This window comes from Flavobacterium sp. CG_9.1, from assembly GCF_015751645.1.
In the GTDB taxonomy this organism is placed as follows: Bacteria; Bacteroidota; Bacteroidia; order Flavobacteriales; family Flavobacteriaceae; genus Flavobacterium; species Flavobacterium xanthum.
In genome coordinates this window covers 102,610-122,839 of sequence record NZ_JADOVC010000007.1, presented here as the reverse complement: position 1 = coordinate 122,839, position 20,230 = coordinate 102,610, and the positions used below count along the sequence as shown (strand labels likewise).

At 34.7% G+C, this 20,230-nt stretch carries 16 protein-coding genes; 9 read left to right on the top strand and 7 right to left on the bottom strand.

Translation table 11 applies throughout. The features are described 5' to 3' along the window. The first annotated feature begins 151 nt into the window (after window positions 1–151). Genes IWX83_RS05825 through IWX83_RS05815 form a run of 3 tightly spaced genes read left to right on the top strand, consistent with a single transcriptional unit; the run spans window position 152 to window position 4,459 of the window. Window positions 152–1,879 carry a phospho-sugar mutase gene (locus tag IWX83_RS05825; protein ID WP_196828303.1) on the top strand — a complete coding sequence of 576 codons (1,728 nt, stop codon included), beginning with the start codon at window positions 152–154 and terminating at the stop codon, window positions 1,877–1,879. Next, window positions 1,879–3,708, top strand: coding sequence for an ABC transporter ATP-binding protein (locus IWX83_RS05820; RefSeq protein WP_196828301.1), 1,830 nt, complete (start codon window positions 1,879–1,881; stop codon window positions 3,706–3,708). Before IWX83_RS05825 ends, IWX83_RS05820 begins: the two co-directional genes overlap by 1 nt. A gap of 49 nt (window positions 3,709–3,757) precedes the next feature. Then, window positions 3,758–4,459: a hypothetical protein gene (locus tag IWX83_RS05815; RefSeq protein WP_196828299.1), complete on the top strand. Its 702-nt coding sequence runs from the start codon at window positions 3,758–3,760 to the stop codon at window positions 4,457–4,459. An 11-nt stretch (window positions 4,460–4,470) separates the two neighbouring features. On the opposite strand, the gene IWX83_RS05810 is transcribed toward IWX83_RS05815, so the two are convergent. The 3 genes from IWX83_RS05810 to IWX83_RS05800 all read right to left on the bottom strand — a co-directional run bounded on the left by IWX83_RS05810 (window position 4,471) and on the right by IWX83_RS05800 (window position 9,484). After that, window positions 4,471–5,193 (bottom strand): hypothetical protein, encoded by a 723-nt coding sequence (locus tag IWX83_RS05810; RefSeq protein ID WP_196828297.1) that lies wholly within the window; start codon window positions 5,191–5,193, stop codon window positions 4,471–4,473. Between the two features lie 109 nt (window positions 5,194–5,302). Next, window positions 5,303–7,774 (bottom strand): TonB-dependent receptor, encoded by a 2,472-nt coding sequence (locus tag IWX83_RS05805; protein ID WP_196828295.1) that lies wholly within the window; start codon window positions 7,772–7,774, stop codon window positions 5,303–5,305. Between the two features lie 15 nt (window positions 7,775–7,789). Next, window positions 7,790–9,484, bottom strand: coding sequence for a M23 family metallopeptidase (locus IWX83_RS05800; RefSeq protein WP_196828293.1), 1,695 nt, complete (start codon window positions 9,482–9,484; stop codon window positions 7,790–7,792). 174 nt (window positions 9,485–9,658) lie between these two features. On the opposite strand from IWX83_RS05800, the gene IWX83_RS05795 reads away from it, so the two are divergent. From IWX83_RS05795 to rny, 3 genes are all read left to right on the top strand, one after another. Beyond that, on the top strand, window positions 9,659–9,949 hold the full coding sequence (locus IWX83_RS05795) for a hypothetical protein (RefSeq protein ID WP_196828291.1): 291 nt from the start codon (window positions 9,659–9,661) through the stop codon (window positions 9,947–9,949). An 8-nt stretch (window positions 9,950–9,957) separates the two neighbouring features. Next, entirely contained in the window at window positions 9,958–10,251 is a 294-nt protein-coding gene (locus IWX83_RS05790; protein WP_066077743.1) for a cell division protein ZapA, read from the top strand. Between the two features lie 208 nt (window positions 10,252–10,459). Further along, on the top strand, window positions 10,460–12,025 hold the full coding sequence (gene rny / locus IWX83_RS05785; protein ID WP_196828289.1) for a ribonuclease Y: 1,566 nt from the start codon (window positions 10,460–10,462) through the stop codon (window positions 12,023–12,025). A 119-nt stretch (window positions 12,026–12,144) separates the two neighbouring features. Here rny and xerD read toward each other — a convergent pair whose 3' ends face one another. Then, window positions 12,145–13,047 (bottom strand): site-specific tyrosine recombinase XerD, encoded by a 903-nt coding sequence (xerD, locus tag IWX83_RS05780; RefSeq protein WP_196828287.1) that lies wholly within the window; start codon window positions 13,045–13,047, stop codon window positions 12,145–12,147. Window positions 13,048–13,123: 76 nt separating this feature from the next. Next, complete coding sequence (locus IWX83_RS05775; RefSeq protein ID WP_196828285.1) at window positions 13,124–13,714, bottom strand: hypothetical protein; 591 nt, start codon at window positions 13,712–13,714, stop codon at window positions 13,124–13,126. 414 nt (window positions 13,715–14,128) lie between these two features. Here IWX83_RS05775 and IWX83_RS05770 point away from each other — a divergent pair, with 414 nt between their 5' ends. From IWX83_RS05770 to IWX83_RS05760, 3 genes are all read left to right on the top strand, one after another. Next, complete coding sequence (locus IWX83_RS05770; RefSeq protein ID WP_196828283.1) at window positions 14,129–14,692, top strand: porin family protein; 564 nt, start codon at window positions 14,129–14,131, stop codon at window positions 14,690–14,692. Window positions 14,693–14,768: 76 nt separating this feature from the next. Beyond that, window positions 14,769–15,182 carry a type II 3-dehydroquinate dehydratase gene (aroQ, locus tag IWX83_RS05765; protein ID WP_196828281.1) on the top strand — a complete coding sequence of 138 codons (414 nt, stop codon included), beginning with the start codon at window positions 14,769–14,771 and terminating at the stop codon, window positions 15,180–15,182. A gap of 94 nt (window positions 15,183–15,276) precedes the next feature. Next, window positions 15,277–17,763 (top strand): DUF5686 and carboxypeptidase regulatory-like domain-containing protein, encoded by a 2,487-nt coding sequence (locus tag IWX83_RS05760; protein WP_196828279.1) that lies wholly within the window; start codon window positions 15,277–15,279, stop codon window positions 17,761–17,763. 143 nt (window positions 17,764–17,906) lie between these two features. On the opposite strand, the gene IWX83_RS05755 is transcribed toward IWX83_RS05760, so the two are convergent. After that, complete coding sequence (locus IWX83_RS05755) at window positions 17,907–18,776, bottom strand: cation diffusion facilitator family transporter (protein ID WP_073350768.1); 870 nt, start codon at window positions 18,774–18,776, stop codon at window positions 17,907–17,909. A gap of 114 nt (window positions 18,777–18,890) precedes the next feature. Next, window positions 18,891–20,201 carry a UDP-N-acetylglucosamine 1-carboxyvinyltransferase gene (gene murA, locus IWX83_RS05750; RefSeq protein WP_196828277.1) on the bottom strand — a complete coding sequence of 437 codons (1,311 nt, stop codon included), beginning with the start codon at window positions 20,199–20,201 and terminating at the stop codon, window positions 18,891–18,893. Window positions 20,202–20,230: the final 29 nt, after the last annotated feature.

Here is a 20,230-nt window from a genome sequence, read left to right as displayed (position 1 = left end):
TCACCTACTAACTAGCCCTGATAGCAGTGAAAATCCTTTTATGCTGGGGTTCAGCATAAAAGATTGTAACGCATAGCAGGATTAAGCTCCTAAAAAAAACAATTAGATTTAAATTTAAACTCCGAATTTAGAAACTAAAAAAAAATACAGCATGGAAATCAAACAAAACATTTTAGATGCAGTAAATGAGTGGTTAACACCAACATTTGATACCGCTACGCAGGAAGCGATTAAAGAATTAATGACTACCTCTCCAAAAGATCTAGAGGAGAGTTTTTACAAAAATCTTGAATTTGGAACTGGCGGAATGCGCGGTATTATGGGCGTGGGGAACAATCGCATCAATAAATATACGCTGGGAAAAAGCACGCAAGGACTTTCAGATTATATGCACACGGCCTTTCCTAACCAGCCTTTGAAAGCCGTTATTGCTTATGATTGTCGTCATAATAGTGATACACTAGCCAAATTAGTTGCAGATGTTTTTAGTGCTAATGGAGTTGAAGTGTATCTATTTTCCGATATGAGACCTACTCCAGAATTGTCCTTTGCTGTGAAACATTTGGGTTGCCAATGTGGGATTGTGCTTACGGCATCCCATAATCCACCTGAATATAACGGATACAAAGTATACTGGCAAGATGGTGGACAAATCGTACCGCCAGAAGACGAAGGCATCATCAATGTTATTGAAAATTTAAATTACAATCAGATTAAATTTACTGCAAATGAAAATTTGATTCATTATATTGATACAGAAATTGATAAAGCTTTTATCAAATCGACTATCGAAAATGCGAGTTTTGGTACTTCGGCTGAAGCCAAAAAAGAGCTGAATATTGTTTTCACCTCTTTGCACGGCACTTCTATAAAATTAGTTCCTGATACTTTATCGCAAGCGGGTTATCCTAATGTGAATATTGTAGAAGAACAACGAGTACCTAATGGGGACTTCCCTACCGTTAAATCTCCAAATCCTGAAGAGCCAGAAGCATTGACAATGGCTTTGGCCTTGGCAGACAAAACCAATTCGGATATTGTAATTGGGACGGATCCTGATTGTGATCGATTGGGAGTTGCGGTTAGAAATAACGAAGGTAAAATGACCTTGCTGAACGGAAATCAAACTATGATTTTGATGACTGCCTTTTTACTGGAACAATGGAAAAAAGCGGGGAAAATCAACGGAAAACAATTTGTAGGATCTACCATAGTTTCGACCCCGATGATGATGGAATTGGCAACAAACTACGATGTGGAATGCAAAGTGGGATTGACCGGCTTTAAATGGATTGCCAAGATGATCAAAGACTTTCCAGAGTTAGAATTCATAGGCGGTGGCGAAGAAAGTTTTGGATACATGGTTGGTGATGCTGTACGTGATAAGGATGCTGTTGCGGCTACTTTATTGATTTGCGAATTAGCGGCTCAAGCCAAAGCAAAAGGAAGTACCGTTTATAAAGAACTCCTTACATTGTATGTTGATAACGGATTTTACAAAGAACATTTGGTTTCATTGACTAAAAAAGGAATGGACGGTTTACAAGAAATCAATCAGATGATGATTGACATGAGAGAAAATCCAATGAAAGAAATCAACGGCCAACGTGTCATTATGCTGGAAGATTACCAATCTTCAATCGCTAAAAACTTGTTGGATGGAACCGAATCAACAATGGTCATTCCAAAATCGAACGTATTGATTTATTACACCGAAGACGGCTCAAAAATATGTGCTAGACCAAGTGGAACGGAGCCAAAAATTAAATTCTATATCAGTGTAAATACCGAACTGGATGCTGTAGAAGATTTTGACGATGTAGAAAGCATTTTAAACGAAAAGATTAAAAATATTATTATTGCAATGCAGTTGAACTAATGGATAAAAGTTTATTAAAATTATTGCCTTATACAAAACCTTATAAATCGCACATCATTTGGAATGTGATCTATAATATTTTGTACGCTTTATTCAGCACTATTTCTATGTTAACATTACTTCCAGTGCTGGAAGTGCTTTTTGGCAAAACAAAAGCCGTACTTACAAAACCCATATATACTGGAATAGGTGATATTAAACAATATGGTACTGATTACATGTATTATCAAATTTCTACATTGACACAAGGCAACAGCATACAAGTAGCCTTGTTATTTGTAGTTTTAATGGTAATAACGACCTTTTTATTCAAGAACTTATTCAACTTTTTAGCCTCACATCACATTATGCACCTAAAGAATGGTGTGTTAAGAGATTTGCGAAAGTCAATGTATGATAAGATTATAGAATTACCCATTTCTTATTATTCGGAGAAAAGAAAAGGGGATATTATGGCACGCATGCTGGGTGATGTCAACGAAGTACAAAACTCCTTTTTCTCTATTTTAGAACTAGTTGTAAAAGAGCCGCTAACCATTATTTTCGCGCTAGTTACCATGTTTATTCTTAGCGTAAAACTGACCTTATTTGTTCTGATTTTCCTACCAATTTCTGGCTGGATTATTTCCAAATTAGCTAAAAATCTGAGAGCCAAATCTCTAGAAGCTCAAAAAGAAAGTGGCTTCTTGATTTCAATTGTCGATGAAACATTAGGAGGATTAAAAGTAATCAAGAGTTATAATGCCGAACCTAATTTCAAAAGCAGATTCAATGATTCGGTTACACGCTTATTAAATTTAACAAACAGTATAGGAAGTAAAAACAACTTAGCTACACCTTTGAGTGAATTTCTAGGTGTAACAACAATTGCCATGCTACTTTTTTATGGTGGTAGTTTAGTTTTAATAGACAAAACACTTGAGGGATCGGCTTTTATTGTATACTTAACCTTGGCTTTTAATATTCTTACTCCCGCCAAAGCAATTTCTAAAGCTTCTTATGCTGTGAAAAATGGTTTAGCAGCAGCAGAACGTGTTTTTGAAGTTTTAGAAGTGGAGAACGAAATCACCTCTAAGGAAAATGCGATTCAAAAAAACACGTTTGAATCAGACATCACCATTAAAAACATCAACTTTAAATATGAAGACGAAAATGTGCTAAAGAACTTTTCGCTTCAAGTTAAAAAAGGACAAACAGTTGCACTTGTAGGACAATCTGGTAGCGGAAAAAGTACGATTGCTAATTTATTAACCCGTTTTTACGATGTAAATGAAGGAACAATCGCTATTGACGGGACCAATATACAAGATCTAGACTTGCAGTCACTTCGCGGATTAATGGGTTTAGTTACACAGGATAGTATTTTATTTAATGACACTATAAAAGCAAATATTTCATTAGGAAAATTAAACGCTACCGATGACGAAATTATCGAGGCGTTGAAAATTGCCAATGCCTATGAATTCGTTAAAGATTTACCAAAAGGTATTCATACCAACATTGGCGACAGCGGAAACAAACTTTCTGGTGGTCAGAAACAACGTTTGTCAATTGCACGTGCAGTACTGAAAAATCCTCCAATTATGATTTTGGATGAAGCGACCTCAGCACTAGATACCGAAAGCGAAAAATTTGTTCAAATCGCCTTAGAAAACATGATGCAAAACAGAACTTCGATTGTAATCGCCCACCGATTATCTACAATTCAAAAAGCAGATGTAATTGTTGTAATGCAAAAAGGTAAAATAGTAGAGCAAGGAAACCACGAAGAACTAATCGCTTTAAATGGCGTGTATAATAAATTAGTCACGCTGCAGTCTTTTGAGTAGCAGCGAGATGTAGGAAGTAGTATTATTTTTTAAAGTTAAAATAAAAAAAATGTACATCAAAAATCCAACGCTAAAACTCCCTGAAAATCCAAACACCGTTGTTTGGAAATACCTAGACTTATCTAAGTTTTTGGATTTATTAATGTCTGAAAAGCTATTCATGTCACGATCTGATAAATTCGAAGATCAATATGAAGGTACTTTTAGCGAACCCACTTTTGAAGAAATAAAAAAGCTTTCGATAGACAATCCTGATTTTTTGAACTATTATAAAACACATCGGGAAAAAGTAGCCGTCAGCAGCTGGCATATCAATGAATATGAATCCTTTGCCATGTGGCAAATTTTCACGCAAAACAGTGAAGGTTTAGCCATTCAATCTACCATTGGGCGTTTGCAAAAAGCCTTGGCTCCGGAAGTAAATTTCAATCAATATATTGGACAAGTAAATTACATCGACTACAAGAAAGAGCACATTCCGTTTGATGATTTATTTTTTCCCTTTTTATTCAAGCGCAAAAGTTTTCAATATGAAGGTGAAGTACGTATCCTTACTGATATTGGTGAAAGCGAGATTAAAATTAATGAAGGATTGAAAATCAATGTGGACATCAATGTATTAATCGAAAAAATATACATTCATCCCAAATCCGAGAACTGGTATAAAAACCTTGTGATTCAATTAGTAAAACAGTTGGGTTTTGATTTCAAAATTGAAAAATCAGATTTAGAGAGTGATATTTTGATTTAAAATCAGTGCTTCTAAACTGGCTCGTAACCAATTATTTTCCATTCCTTATTTGACAAATCGATATAGTAATAGTTAACGACATCATTTTTATCAAATTCACCATTTTTATTGGTATCCTCAACGGTTCGAAAGTACAATCGGTTTTTAGATCCAATCAATTTCCAATCGATTAATTCTTGAAAATCAGATGACATCTTAGTGAATCGCTCACCACTAATATCGCTTAAATACAATGCTTTAATATCACTTGTGTCTAATTTTCCATCCTTATTCGTGTCCATATCTACCATGGTGTAGACCATAATTTGGTTATTGGTCTTATCCGCAACCGACTTCAAATAGGTTGCTGTTTGAATCAAAACAGGTCTTTCGGTCAATTTTCTAATAGAATCTGAATCTACCTTTTGAAATTTTATATTCTGTAAAAAACCGGTGATTTCATATTCGCCGTAGTTTGAGATGGTAAAACTCAAATCATTGACACTAGAGGAACCGTATCTAGATTTTACTCCTCGCTCCCGAATACTTAAATCTGCAATAGGATGAAGCAGGTAGTCCGTACCTTCCATTTGAAGTGGCAAATCGGCAATTTGTATTTGAGTAGAATCAGCTTTGCTTAATTCTTTTGATCTATTTGTGCCATCATAAGTAACTTTTGGTCTTTCGACTTCCTCTTTACAACTTGTTAAAAGTAAAATTGTAATTCCTATTATTGTGATGTGTATTTTTTTCATGTTGTTGTACTATTAAAATTCAAATGTAATCATTTTTAAAAATGGTAACGCCATTCAATACTTGATTTAACTAATAAAAATTGGACCCTACCTTCGTTAGAATTCCCCATTACAACTTCGCTGTCAATTTTACATTAAAAACTCTGGTGGTCATATAATTAGGAATTGCATATTGATTTTTCGAATACACATCCCGAACCCAAGTATTGGTAATCGCATTTTGATTGTCAAAAAGATTAAAAATTTCTAAGCCTATTGCCAACTCTCTAAAATCTTTCAACCAGCCCGTATTATTTTCCTTTTTAGTAGCATGATCAATAAAAACCTTAGAAAAACCTACATCTACACGGCGGTAATCATTCAATCGGTTTTGGTATAAATAGGGATCGGCATACGAGGGGGAACCGCCAGGTAATCCCGTGTTGTAAACTAAATTCAAATATAATTTTATACTTGGAATGGCAGGCATATAATCTTGGAACAAAAGTCCAAATTTCAATCTTTGATCCGTGGGTCTTGCAATAAATCCTTTTTCATTGCTATTTTCTTCCGTTTTCAAATAACCAAAACTAAACCACGATTCTGTTCCAGGAACAAATTCCCCATTCAAGCGCACATCTAACCCTTGTGCATAAGCCGTAGCATCGTTATTAGCAGCATATCGAATCCGAACATTGTCTATTGTATAGGTATTGACATTTGTTAGCGCTTTATAATACAGTTCTGAAACCAATTTAAAAGGTCGATTCCACATTTTGAAACTATAGTCATTCCCCAAAACAACATGAACCGATTGCTGCGCTTCCGTATTAGGTTGCACTTTTCCATTACTATCTCTTAACTCCCTGTAAAATGGTGGCTGATGGTATAATCCTCCTGAAAGTCTAAAGACCATATCTTTCTCCCAATCTGGTTTAATGGCAAATTGCGCTCTAGGGCTGAAAGTTGTTTGGGATTTTCCTATAATAGTTGCTCCTGAAACTTCCCAATTGTGCATTCGGACGCCAGCATTATACCAGACCTCACTAGTCCCAATATTGGATTTCATACTCCACTGACCATAACCTGAGAATCTATTAATGGAATTAAAATTAGTCGCACGGATATTTTGATACGGGACAAGTGGCCCGGTGTAAGGCGAATACGGCTGATTATTTTTTGGCAAATCTATAATTGGCGGATTCAAAGAAAAACCGGCCGAATCAATAACTTCCCACTCAATTATTCTGTCCCGAATGGATTCTCGCGTGTATTTAATTCCCCATTCAAATTGGCTTTCTTTCCAATCATGAAATCCTTTGATTTCGGTATTTACAATCAAGGCATCCAAATCATTACGAGCATGACTCAGCTGAGAACCAATTCCTCTCGTAAAAGCTACGTCACCAAACGTTTCAGAACCTATACTGGCATCAACGTCGCCAAGGCGGTATTGCGCAAAAATGTCAAAATATTCTTGTTCTAAAGTATGAAACATAGACCCTATGAATTTCAGGGTAAAATTATCTGAGACGTTGAAGGTTGTTTTTAAAGCTCCAAAATAAGTATCGTATTTATCCTTTTCTTGACCTTCATAAAAAACAGTAAGCGCCATAGGATTGTCTATCGTTCCAAATTTAGTCTGTCTTGTTAAGGGCTGATATTGGTATTTATTTTGAGAAATATTCCCTAGTAAACTCCACTGCCATTTAGCGGAGGCTTGATAATTGATATTGGTTTGTACATCAGCAAATGATGGCGTAAAATTAGTTTGCGTCTCTTGACTTTTTACCAAAAGGCTATTGTTTCGATATCGAACTCCCGTAACAGCTGACCATTTTTTATCTTTGGAAACCGCATCAACCGAAAGGCTTCCGCCAAGAAAACTAGCTTCAACGCTTGCGCCAAATTGAATCGGTTTTCTATAGGTAATATCCAATACCGAAGATAATTTATCGCCAAACTTGGCTTGAAAACCACCTGCTGAAAACTCAACATTTTGAACTAAATCCGTATTGGTAAAACTTAAACCTTCTTGTTGTCCTGAACGAATCAAGAACGGACGATACACTTCGATTTCATTAACATAGACCAAATTCTCGTCATAATTTCCACCGCGCACTGCATATTGTGTACTCAATTCATTATTAGAGTTTACTCCTGGCAAGGTTTTTAAAATATTTTCAATTCCAGCATTAGCACCAGGAATTTTTCGAAGGATCTCCGGCTCAATTGTAGTAATTCCTTGAATCAACTTTCTATTATTCGCCGTAACAATAACTTCCCCCATTTGCTCTTCTTGGTCACTCATCACTGGGTTGAACTCTTTCTCCTCATTAGAATCCAAATAAAAGGTAATCGTGATTTTCTTTAAAGAGACATGCGTAAAAACGACCTTTACATTTTGGTTCGCAGGGACTTTTAGATTGTAAAATCCGTTTTTATTGGACTGTGTACCAATATTGGAATAGGAAACATTTACGTTTTCTACGGGCTGATTGTTTTTGTCTAAAATAACCCCTTTAATCCGAGCCGTTTGGGCATAAAGACTGAGGCTACATAAGTAAAAAAAGAATACAGAAACTAATTGATTCGCGTTCAAAGGGTTTGATTTTTATTATTTTTGACTTCTAAAAAAACGAGTTTCAAAGGTAGTTGAATTTCCTACATTATCAACCACAACCACTTTTAAATCATTACCACCGTCAGACGTTATTCCATCGCTAAAAAAATGCGTTAACTTCTTGGTTTTATTATCATATTCAAATAATACCCACTTACCATTTAAATAGCCATTATAAGATTTTATACCCGATCCTTCATCATTAATCACGAGCTGAATTATTTTTTGATCACTGATCCATTTTCCTTCAATTGGTGTTGCAATACTTATTTTTGGCGCTGCCGTATCAGCAATCAAAGCATATTTTCCCAAGATTTTAACTTTTGATGTAAAAAGACCGTCTTTTCGATACGTTGGATTATAATTTATTTTCTTGCCTTCGATTCTGCCAATAAACATTTTCTCTCTCTGCCCTTCCGAAGATTTTGTGTCTTCAATGGAAATTGTAAAATTAGAGTGTGCAGGAACCGTATCGTCATGCAAAAACAACGTATCATTTTTTACATCAAAATTCAAATCAAAATCTTCGTAAAAAGTTCCCGCAGGAAAGAAAACCGACATGTTTTCTAAAGCAAAATTGCTGTCTTTATTTGCTCGAACAAAATAATTGGATTGCGCAGGTTCCTTATTGATTATAGTAGTCAAGATATCATATTTGATCGGAATTGCGATCGTTTTTTTATTTCCAAAAAAATCCGAAACTTCAATGCGATACAGCGAGGCTAAATTAGGTGTTACTTGCAAAACCCCTTTATTTTCATCGGCTTGAATAAAACTCAAATTATAGGGAGTTTTCATGAAAAGCTTCTGAACGCGTTGTTGCATTTTCTTGTATCTTGAATAATCAATTAAAGCATTAATGTAACGCATGTCATCAAAGGAATAGGTATTGAATTCATAACCAAAATTTGGTTTCCCATTATAAAAGGACTGCACTTTATACACTCCATTGTTATTAAAAGAAACATCATCAGAGTCATAAGCCGAAATCCCAAAACCGATTGCGCCATTTGCAACCACTTTATCCGATAGATAAGTCCCATCTTTTTGTAAAGAAACATTCAGTAACAAAGGACGTTTAGAATTATTAACCGTAGTTTTAGCATCTAAGGGATATACGTAAACTCCTGATACGATTGGTTTCTTGGTGTCTTTTAAAAATGTATTGAATCCAAAAAGCATTGGATTGATGATAAACTCCGTTTTAGAATCTCGAAATTCAAAATGCAAATGAGGCCCTTCTGAAGCGCCAGTGTTTCCAGAAAAGGCAATTATATCACCTTTTTTTACCACCATTTCATCTGGCTTAAAAAACATTTCAATTTCAAATGATTCCTCTTTATAATGGGTTTCCTTAATAAACCTTTCTATTTCACCATTGGCCATTTTTAGGTGTCCATAAACGGAAGTATATCCATTGGGGTGGTTGATATAAATCGTTTTTCCATTACCAAAAGTAGAAATCTTAATTCTTGACACATAACCATCCGCAACTGCATATACTTTCAAGCCTTCTTTTTGCTGTGTTCTTAAATCAAATCCTGCATGAAAATGATTGGGTCTCAATTCTCCAAAATTACCGGACAACTGCATTGGAATATCCAATGGAGTTCTGAAATAATCTTTTGGATAGTCAACTTGTGCCAAAATAGTAGTACTGAAAAATAAAAAGAATATCGAAAATCTCATGGTTTACATTTTTGCTAAGGTAAAAAAAAGTATTTAAAACTTCCATAGAAAATAACTTCATAACCATTTGTGACGCTGGGATTTAATTAATTTAATGCAAAAAAAATAATAAAATATTGCAAAATTAAAAAGGAATACTAACTTTGTATGATTATGTAATGAATAGGATATATAATGAGTGCAATTGCAAAAATTATTGATACTCTTGAAAATAAAGTCGAAAAACTTTTTATGAAAATGAAAGGTTTAGAGAAAAACAATCAAGATTTGAAAGACGAATTAACAAAAACTGCCTCCATAATACAAACTCAATCAAAAGAGATTGAAGCGCTAAAAACGCAGTATGAAGCACTCAAAATAGCAAATACATTACTAGGCAGTGACGAAGATAAAAGAGATACGAAGCTTAAAATAAATTCATTAATTCGCGAAATTGATTACTGTATAGCACAGCTATCCGATTAATAAAAGATATGGACGAAAAGCTTAAAATTAAAATATCAATAGCAGACCGGGTTTACCCTTTAACGGTAGATCTCTCTCAGGAAGAAGGGCTAAGAAGTGCTTCTAAAAAAATTGATAAGATGATAAAGCAATTTGAAGAAAATTATGCGGTGCGAGATAAACAAGATGTATTGGCTATGTGTGCCCTGCAGTTTGCCTCACAGACAGAACAAAAACAAATTGACAACACCATTGATGGAGAAGCGACCATTGAAAGAATTAAAAAAATCAACGCGGTTTTAGATCAATATCTCGACAAATAAACGTTCTTTACAAAAACTAAGATACTGCCTACATTAGTTCTTATTTGGTAAACTCAACACTAACAATTTAGAATGAGCAAATCATCACTACTAAAGCATGCCACGCTCCGGCGAGGAAACTTGAACAGTGAGTTAGCTCAAAACTTGTCTTTTCGAGTTTATTCAATCACTCTAATGTAGGCTTTTTTATATATAAATTTTAACAAACATGGACAACATATTAACGATTATTATTTCAGGAATTATAGGGATTGCAGCGGGTTTTGGTATCGCCAAATTGATAGAAAAAAGCAACATATCTAACTTAATAAAAAATTCAAAAAAAGAAGCGGCTTCCATTTTGAAAGATGCAAATCTTGAAGCCGAAAACATAAAGAAAGATAAAATTCTACAAGCTAAAGAGAAATTTATTGAATTAAAATCAGAACATGAACAAGTTATTTTATCCCGGGATAAAAAGGTTGCTGAAATAGAAAAAAGAGTTCGTGACAAAGAATCTCAAATTTCAAATGAATTATCAAAAGCTAAAAAAGTTAATGATGATTTTGAATCTAAAACTACAGAATACACTTCTAAAATTGAGAATCTAGACAAAAAACAAGCTGAAGTTGAAAAATTGCATAAAAGTCAATTGCAACAATTAGAGGTAATCTCTGGTTTATCTGCTGAAGAAGCGAAGAACCAATTAGTAGAAGGTTTGAAAGCGGAAGCTAAAAGCAAAGCGATGTCTCACATACAAGACACGATTGAAGAAGCTAAATTGACAGCGCAACAAGAGGCTAAAAAAATAATCATCAATACAATACAGAGAGTTGGTACAGAAGAAGCGGTAGAAAACTGCGTTTCTGTGTTCAACATAGAATCAGATGATGTAAAAGGTAGAATCATTGGTCGTGAAGGTAGAAATATCCGTGCACTAGAGGCCGCAACTGGCGTAGAAATCATTGTAGATGACACACCAGAAGCTATTATCCTTTCTTGTTTTGATCCTGTACGTCGAGAAATTGCACGTTTGGCTTTGCACAAATTAGTGACTGACGGAAGAATTCATCCCGCACGTATTGAAGAAGTAGTTGCTAAAACTGCGAAACAAATTGATGATGAAATTATTGAAGTGGGTAAACGTACCGTAATCGATTTAGGAATTCACGGTTTACACCCTGAATTAATTAAAGTAGTAGGACGTATGAAATACCGATCTTCTTATGGTCAGAATTTATTGCAGCACTCTCGTGAAGTTTCTAAACTTTGCGGAATTATGGCAGCTGAACTAGGTTTAAATGTAAAACTAGCGAAACGTGCTGGTTTATTGCACGATATTGGTAAAGTACCCGATGCTGAAAGTGATTTACCACATGCCTTGTTAGGAATGCAGTGGGCGGAGAAATATGGTGAAAAAGAAGAAGTGTGTAACGCCATTGGAGCGCACCACGATGAAATTGAAATGAAATCATTATTATCGCCAATCATTCAGGTTTGTGATGCCATTTCAGGAGCAAGACCAGGAGCAAGAAGACAAGTATTGGATTCTTACATTCAACGTTTGAAAGATCTTGAAGAAGTAGCTTACGGATTTAGCGGTGTGAAAAATGCGTACGCTATTCAAGCTGGTAGAGAGCTTCGTGTCATTGTGGAAAGTGAAAAAGTTTCAGATGAAAACGCTGCTAGTTTATCCTTTGATATCTCACAAAAAATCCAAACAGAGATGACTTATCCTGGACAAGTTAAAGTAACTGTTATTCGCGAGACAAGAGCGGTGAATATTGCCAAGTAACATCCTTCAGCCTATCCAAAGGAGAAATAAAAAAAGACCTAATGAAAAAATTCATCAGGTCTTTTTTGTGTCTTATCATTACTATAGACGGTGGCTTTTTTTGAGTTTACTAAAGGCAATCAAAAATTCTTTCGTGGATGAAATGAATGCAGCACTTCCGTCAAAAACTTTCGATCAAGATGCACATAAATTTCTGTTGTTGTTATCGATTCGTGGCCTAGCATTAACTGAATGGAACGTAAATCAGCACCATTTTCTAAAAGATGTGTGGCAAAAGAATGCCGCAAAGTATGCGGACTAATTGTTTTATGTAAATCTATTTTTACCGCTAAATTTTTAATAATGGTAAAAATCATAGCTCTAGTTAACTGCCTCCCGCGTCGATTTAAAAACAAAGTATCTTCAAATCCTTTTTGGATATTTACATTATTTCTAATAGTTTTGCGGTATAACTGAATGTACTTTTGAGTGATTTCACTAATAGGAACAAAACGTTGTTTGTTTCCCTTTCCTGTGATTTTAATAAAACCTTCTTCAAAAAATAAATCGGATATTTTTAATGCAACTAGTTCAGATACTCTTAGACCACAACCATAGAGAGTTTCCAGTATGGCTCGGTTACGTTCCCCTTCATTTGTAGTAAAGTCAATGGCTTCTATAAGTCTGTCGATTTCATCTACAGCTAAAACATCAGGTAACTTCCGACCTGTTTTAGGCGTTTCAATACTTTCTAAGGGGTTGTCCTTTCGATACTCTTCAAAAATTAAATAGCCAAAAAAACTTTTTAATCCTGAAATAATTCTAGCTTGTGAGCGTGGATTAACTTCCTTTGAAATGTTATAAATAAATTGTTGCACCATTTCCTCGCCAATAGTTATTGGCGAAACCATACTATTATTTTGATCTAAAAAAAGATACAAACGTTCAATATCAAAAGAATAGTTTTCTATTGTATTCTTTGACAAACCGCGTTCAATTTTTAGATACGATTGATAACTCTTTATATAACTGTCCCAATTCATGGCTACAAAGTAACTCTTTTTGAGCTAAAAAAAACCACTGCTAAGAGTGGTTTTTAAACAATTTAAACTTGAAAAACTATTTTCCCCATTTACCGCCACCTACATAAAATCCTAGATGAATCCCAACATAGGAATTTGCTACAGTACCTTGATTATTTCCATTGATATCTTGTAAAGTTGATTCAGGCACTAAATTATATTCTAATCCCACTCTGAATTTTCCCCACTCAAAACCACCACGAACTAATCCTCCCATTTTACCGGTTGCATCTACAGTAAAATCATTGTTATTATCCGTATCATCCACCTCTACATTTGCAATACTATAATAACCCGCACCAGCGCCTATATAAGGAACAAAAGATTTCCCCGCGCCGTTGAAATAATAATCATAAGTAGCAACATACGAACCATTAGCAGCCACTTTTGCACTAGTAGTGGCACCCGAATCATTTATATCGCGAACAATCGCAGCTACTCCTATACGTAAACCAACATTCATATTATCTTTAATATTGTATTTTGGTTCTAATGACAGCAAGATTCCTCCACCACCGTTTGTTGGAACAGCACCTAAATCTAAGCCCACTCTAAAACCACCTTCATTTTGTGCGTTTCCGCTGAGACAAAACAAACCAATACATACTGATAAAATAACTTTTTTCATTTTTTAAATTTTTTATTAATAGGACTATAAAATTATACTAATTTTAAAGTAATACACTTCTTACCATTACAAGTTGTTAACATTTTTTACTGGATAAAAATTAAATCATCCAATGCCACATAAAATATAAATAGTACCTTCTTAAGTGATCATTTAAAAATTAATACTAAATAAAAAAATTAAATACAGAATAATTGCACGAAATATAACACGCTATTATTTAAACAATTAGATTAAAAAAAAGCTTGTACACCCATAAAAATGCACTAGAAAAAGGCAACGAGGAACAATTTGTGAAATTTTTGGACCAATTTTTGCTTTTTGCATAATTGAAATGGTTCACAATAATTAATAAAGAAAACAGTTTTAAGTAAGAGTCCCATTTCAATTAATAATAATCAATAAAAAAAAATTATGAAAAAAATAATTCTAGTAGCAGTAGTGCTTCTTGCCGCATCAGTAGATATGCAAGCACAGTTAGTACGATTTGGATTTAAAGGTGGTTTAAATTACGCAAACCAAAATGGTAGTCAAATCACGGTAAACAGTGACAATTACAATACTGATGCGATAACCAGCTATCATGCGGGTTTAGTAGCTGAACTTAAATTAACAGATGGTTTCTCGATACAACCTGAATTACTGTATTCAACTCAGGGAGCAACTTACAAAAATGCGGTTGAAGAATTCAAAAATGAATTGGGTTATTTATCGATTCCGGTTTTGGCCAAATTTAACCTAAACAAAACTGTGAGTTTGGATCTTGGTCCACAAGCGTCTTTTTTATTAAGTGAAAGAAACGAATTTGATGTCAAAAATGCAGAGACTTTTGAGTTTGGAGTAGCAGGCGGATTGAGTTTGAATGTCACTAAAAACTTTTTTATTCAAGGACGTTATGTATTAGGATTAACTGAAGCTTCAAAAGAAGCAGAAGTTAAGAATTCCGTGCTTCAAATTTCAGCTGGATTTAAATTCTAGCACTACTATAAAATTAAATTTACTAAACCGTTCTATAAATTGGAACGGTTTTTTTATTTTTACCAAAACAAGTATTATGAAAATTAGTATCATCAACGGACCAAACCTCAACCTTCTTGGTAAACGCGAACCAGAAATTTATGGAAGTCAAACTTTTGAAGAATATTTTACCACTTTGCAAATCCAATTTCCAACGATTGAATTTACTTATTTTCAAAGTAATATTGAAGGTGAATTAATCGATAAAATTCAAGAATACGGTTTTTCATTCGATGGAATTATCTTAAATGCTGGAGCGTACACGCATACTTCTATAGGAATTGGCGACGCCGTAAAAGCCATTACAGCTCCAGTTGTTGAAGTCCATATTTCGAATACTTTTTCACGTGAAAGCTTTAGACATCAATCCTATATTTCAGGAAATGCCAAAGGAGTTATTCTGGGTTTTGGTTTAAAGAGTTACGAACTCGCGATACAATCTTTTTTGTAGTTCTACATTATAATTACCTTCCAAAGAAATCTTTAACAAATAATTAATAGGCTCTTTTTAAACTTCTTCTATTTTTGTGAGAGAAAAAACTTTCATGAAAAAATACTACTTACTTCTGCTCTTCTTAGCTTCATTTGGCAGCCATGCACAAATAAAAGGAACTGTTTCAGACGAAAAAGGAAATCCCTTGCCTTTTGTCACTATTTTCCAGGAAGACACCTATAATGGAACTACTTCTAACGAACAGGGAAATTACGAGTTCAACTTAAATAAAAAAGGAAAACAATCCGTTGTTTTTCAGTTTTTAGGTTTTAAAACCCAAAAAGTAGCCATCCAAATTGATAAATTACCTTATTCGTTGAACATCAAAATGATCGAAGAGAGTTTCTCATTAAACGAAGTAATCATCAATAAAAAAAACAATCCGGCTTTGGCAATTATAAAAAGTGCGATTGCCCGCAGGAAACAAAACACCGAAAAAACCAATCGATTCAACGCCGACTTTTATTCCAGAGGTATTTTTAAACTAAAAAATGCACCTAAAAAAATATTAGGGCAAAAAATTGGCGACTTGGATGGTGCTTTGGATTCTACCGGAACCGGAATTATTTCATTGTCTGAGACCTTTTCTAAAATAGCTTTTGAAAAACCCAACAATTTAAAAGAAGTCGTTACAGCCTCAAAAGTAAGTGGCAGCAACAATGGCTACAGCTACAATACGGCCAGATCTTCGTTCTATGATTTCTATGACAACACTATCGATTTTGGCATTCAAATGATTTCTCCTATAGCGAATAATGCTTTTAACTACTATAATTACAAGTTAGAAAGCACATTTATTGACGAGAATGCCAACATGATTAACAAAATAAAAGTAATTGCAAAGCGCGATAGCGAACCCGTTTTTGAAGGATATATTTACATTGTAGAAGATTCCTGGGCAATTTACGCTGTTGATTTAGATATAAAAGGCTACCGAATAAAAGAAGAGTTTCTGGATGTGATGACCTTAAAACAGAACTTTAGCTACAACAAAAGCAATAAAATCTGGGCCAAAAACACCCAAAGTCTCGAAATTACAGCTGGTGCTTTTGGTATCAAATTTACTGGAAAATACAATTACGTGTATAGTAATTACGAGTTCATAAATGCATTTGCTCCCAAAACATTTACAAATGAAATTACGCGCATCGAAATAAATGCCAATAAAAAAGACAGCTTATTTTGGAATGCGAACAGACCCATTCCGTTAACAATAGAAGAAAGTACGGATTATGTTAGAAAAGACAGCATTTACAAAGTTCGAAATTCAGAAAAATACTTAGATGCAATTGATTCCAAAGGAAATAAATTCAAACCATTAAAGCTGCTGACCGGCTACACCTATAAAAATAGCACCAAAAAACACAGTTTTAGTTACGAAGGATTATTAAATCTTGGTTCGCTCAGTTTCAATACCGTTCAAGGATATAATTTTGATTCGGGGTTCCGATACACCAACTGGAAAAATCAGGAAAGTAAAGGAATATATACTTCGATCAGTACCAAACTCAATTATGGTTTTGCTGAAGATCGTTTGCGCGTCACTGGACAATTTATCCACCGTTTCAATAATCAGAATTATGCCACTTTATATATGACTGGTGGTAGTTCCGTAAAGCAATTTAATCCAAATGAGCCGATTAGCAAAGTGATAAATACAATAAGTTCTTTGGCTTTCAAGAACAATTTCATGAAGCTGTATAATCTGGAATCGGTTGCAATTGGCTACAGCCAAGATATTGCAAATGGTGTAAATCTAAATGGAAAAATAGACTACCAGCAACGCAAACCATTATTTAACAATACTGATTTTTCTTTGTTTAGCAAAGCCGATTTATACACGTCGAATAATCCGTTGGCTCCGAATGATTTCGCTAGTCCTGCTTTTGAAAAGCATCATTTGACGAAAATTAATTTGCTTGCAAGAATCAATTTTGGAAATAAATATTCCTCCCGTCCCGATGGAAAATTCAACATCCGAAATGAAAAATATCCAACGCTGTATTTAGGTTACGAAAAAGCAGTTGCGGCAAACGAAAAGAAGTATGAGTTTGACCATTTCAATACCCGAATAACGTATGATTTGACACTGGGGAATAAAGGCGTTTTAGGATTGAATCTAAAAGCAGGAAAATTTCTGAATGCAGATAATATTGCTTTTATAGATTACAAGCATTTTAATGGAAATCAAACCCACATAGGACAATCAGCACGCTATTTGAATGTTTTTAATTTGCTTCCGTACTATTCTAACAGTACGAATGACAGCTATTTTGAAGCGCATACGGAATACAATGATAAAGGCTATATCATAAATAAAATACCATTGTTGAACAAACTAAAATCAACTTTGATAATAGGTGCTCATGCATTGTCTACTCCTAATAACAAACCTTATACTGAAGTCACAGTTGGGCTAGACAATTTAGGTTTTGGTAAATTTAAAATGCTTCGTGTTGATTATGTACGTTCCTACCAAAATGGTTTTCAAGGTGACGGAGTTGTTTTTGGGCTAAAGTTTTTGAATATATTGGAGTAAACAAAGATTCTATTTATCAGTTCGAGTTTAGATGAGAACACTTAGTGCATCTCGACTGCGCTCGATGTGACAAAATATAAGTAAATTAAAAAAGGCACTCGAAAATAATTTCGGTGCCTTTTTTTATTTTATTGGATACCAATCTAATCATTTGGTTCCACATGAATTAACACATGTCCCAATTCCGGGATTTTTTCCCTCAAAGTATCTTTTAGTTTATGAGCGAGATCGTGCCCTTCTTTCACCGTAATATTTGAATCAACCGTTGCATGTAAATCCACGTGATATTGCATACCGGCTTTTCGAATGAAACATTTCTCGGTATCAATAATTCCATCCACCTGAATAGAAATCATTCGGATTTGCTCGATCAAATCATCGTATAAATGCTCGTCCATTATTTCGCCCAAAGCGGGTCTGAAAATAAGGTAACTGTTATAAAGTATGAATCCCGAAGCAAAAAGTGCTGCCCAATCATCAGCAGATTCGTAACCATTCCCTAAAATTAATGCAACGGAAATCCCAAGAAATGCCGCCACAGAGGTTATTGCATCGCTGCGATGGTGCCAAGCATCGGCTCTTAGTGAGGAACTATTAGTTTGAATGCTTCTTTTCATCACGATTCGAAAAGAATATTCTTTCCAAATGATGATTGCAGCCAGAACGATTAATGTCCACGGTTTTGGCAATTGATGCGGCGTTCCAATATTGATGATACTTTCATAGGCAATAATCGTAGCCGAAGTAATTAAAAAACCTACCACTAAAAAAGTAATCAAAGGTTCTGCCCTACCGTGTCCGTAAGGATGGTTTTTATCCGCGGGTCTATTGGAATATTTGATTCCAAACAACACCAAAAAAGAAGCAAAAATATCAGTCGTTGATTCAATAGCGTCTGCAATTAGGGCATACGAATTTCCAAAAAAACCGGCTAAACCTTTTATAATTGCCAGGCAAGTGTTTCCTATGATACTAAAATAAGTCGCCTTGATTGCCGTTTGTTCGCTTGACATGTATTTTATTTATAGGTGAAGTAAAACTAAAATCGTTTAAGTAAACCGAATTGAATTTTATATTAAAATCCTTTCTGGTTTACTTAAACGATATTTTTTTATGATTTATGTTATTTACGCGCGTACAATATTCGCTCCAATAGCTCTCAATCGTTCGTCAATACGCTCGTATCCTCTGTCAATTTGTTCAATATTTTGAATTGTACTCGTTCCTTTTGCAGAAAGCGCAGCTATCAATAAGGAGATTCCCGCACGAATATCTGGTGAGGACATTGTGGTTGCTTTCAGTTGTGATTTAAAATCATGTCCCATAACAACAGCACGGTGTGGATCACATAACATGATTTTTGCTCCCATGTCAATTAATTTGTCGACGAAAAACAATCTGCTTTCAAACATTTTTTGGTGAATCAAAACATCGCCTTTTGCTTGAGTGGCTACCACTAAAACAATGCTTAATAAATCCGGAGTAAATCCAGGCCAAGGCGCATCAGCAATTGTCAAAATAGAACCGTCAATATCCGTTTTTACTTCATACCCATCTACGTGAGCAGGAATGTAAATATCATCGCCTCTGCGTTCCAATGTGATTCCTAATTTTCTAAATGTATTTGGGATTAATCCAAGGTTGTCCCAGCTCACATCCTTTATAGTTATTTCTGATTTTGTCATGGCAGCAAGACCAATCCAACTTCCGATTTCAATCATATCCGGAAGAATTCTATGTTCGCAACCGCCTAAACTTTCTACTCCTTCAATAGTCAATAAATTAGACCCAACTCCTGTTATTTTAGCTCCCATGGAATTCAACATCTTACACAATTGTTGCAAGTAAGGCTCACAAGCAGCGTTATAAACGGTTGTTTTTCCTTTGGCCAAAACGGCAGCCATAACAATATTTGCAGTTCCGGTTACGGATGCTTCATCTAATAACATATCGGCACCTTTCAATCCTTTTGGTGCTTCTACACCATAAAAATGATCTTCTCTGTTGTAACGGAATTTAGCGCCCAGATTAATGAATCCTTCAAAATGCGTATCCAATCTTCGGCGTCCAATTTTATCACCACCTGGTTTTGGAATATATCCTTTTCCAAATCGGGCCAAAAGTGGTCCAACAATCATAATAGAACCTCTTAGAGAACCGCCTTCTTTTTTGAATGCCTCAGTTTCCAGATATTGTATGTTCACCTCATCTGCTTGAAAAGTATACGAACCAGATCCGTTTTTTTGGATTTTAACTCCCAAATTTCCTAAAAGCGTAATTAGTTTATTGATATCGATAATATCCGGGATATTATTGATAGTTACTTTTTCAGGAGTCAAAAGAACGGCACATAAAATTTGTAACGCTTCATTTTTAGCTCCTTGTGGCGTGATTTCTCCTTTTAGACTAATGCCTCCTTCTATTTTGAAAATTCCCATTTTTTACAGTTATGAGTTATAAATTATTA

What these genes read in the sequence shown, in the direction of transcription:
- IWX83_RS05760 (WP_196828279.1), top strand. Translation starts at nt 15,277, where the DNA reads ATGAAAAAATACTACTTACTTCTGCTCTTCTTAGCTTCATTTGGCAGC.
- IWX83_RS05800 (WP_196828293.1), bottom strand. Translation starts at nt 9,484, where the DNA reads ATGAGATTTTCGATATTCTTTTTATTTTTCAGTACTACTATTTTGGCA.
- rny (WP_196828289.1), top strand. Translation starts at nt 10,460, where the DNA reads ATGGACAACATATTAACGATTATTATTTCAGGAATTATAGGGATTGCA.
- IWX83_RS05825 (WP_196828303.1), top strand. Translation starts at nt 152, where the DNA reads ATGGAAATCAAACAAAACATTTTAGATGCAGTAAATGAGTGGTTAACA.
- IWX83_RS05815 (WP_196828299.1), top strand. Translation starts at nt 3,758, where the DNA reads ATGTACATCAAAAATCCAACGCTAAAACTCCCTGAAAATCCAAACACC.
- IWX83_RS05810 (WP_196828297.1), bottom strand. Translation starts at nt 5,193, where the DNA reads ATGAAAAAAATACACATCACAATAATAGGAATTACAATTTTACTTTTA.
- IWX83_RS05790 (WP_066077743.1), top strand. Translation starts at nt 9,958, where the DNA reads ATGGACGAAAAGCTTAAAATTAAAATATCAATAGCAGACCGGGTTTAC.
- xerD (WP_196828287.1), bottom strand. Translation starts at nt 13,047, where the DNA reads ATGAATTGGGACAGTTATATAAAGAGTTATCAATCGTATCTAAAAATT.
- IWX83_RS05820 (WP_196828301.1), top strand. Translation starts at nt 1,879, where the DNA reads ATGGATAAAAGTTTATTAAAATTATTGCCTTATACAAAACCTTATAAA.
- IWX83_RS05770 (WP_196828283.1), top strand. Translation starts at nt 14,129, where the DNA reads ATGAAAAAAATAATTCTAGTAGCAGTAGTGCTTCTTGCCGCATCAGTA.
- IWX83_RS05755 (WP_073350768.1), bottom strand. Translation starts at nt 18,776, where the DNA reads ATGTCAAGCGAACAAACGGCAATCAAGGCGACTTATTTTAGTATCATA.
- aroQ (WP_196828281.1), top strand. Translation starts at nt 14,769, where the DNA reads ATGAAAATTAGTATCATCAACGGACCAAACCTCAACCTTCTTGGTAAA.
- murA (WP_196828277.1), bottom strand. Translation starts at nt 20,201, where the DNA reads ATGGGAATTTTCAAAATAGAAGGAGGCATTAGTCTAAAAGGAGAAATC.
- IWX83_RS05775 (WP_196828285.1), bottom strand. Translation starts at nt 13,714, where the DNA reads ATGAAAAAAGTTATTTTATCAGTATGTATTGGTTTGTTTTGTCTCAGC.
- IWX83_RS05795 (WP_196828291.1), top strand. Translation starts at nt 9,659, where the DNA reads ATGAGTGCAATTGCAAAAATTATTGATACTCTTGAAAATAAAGTCGAA.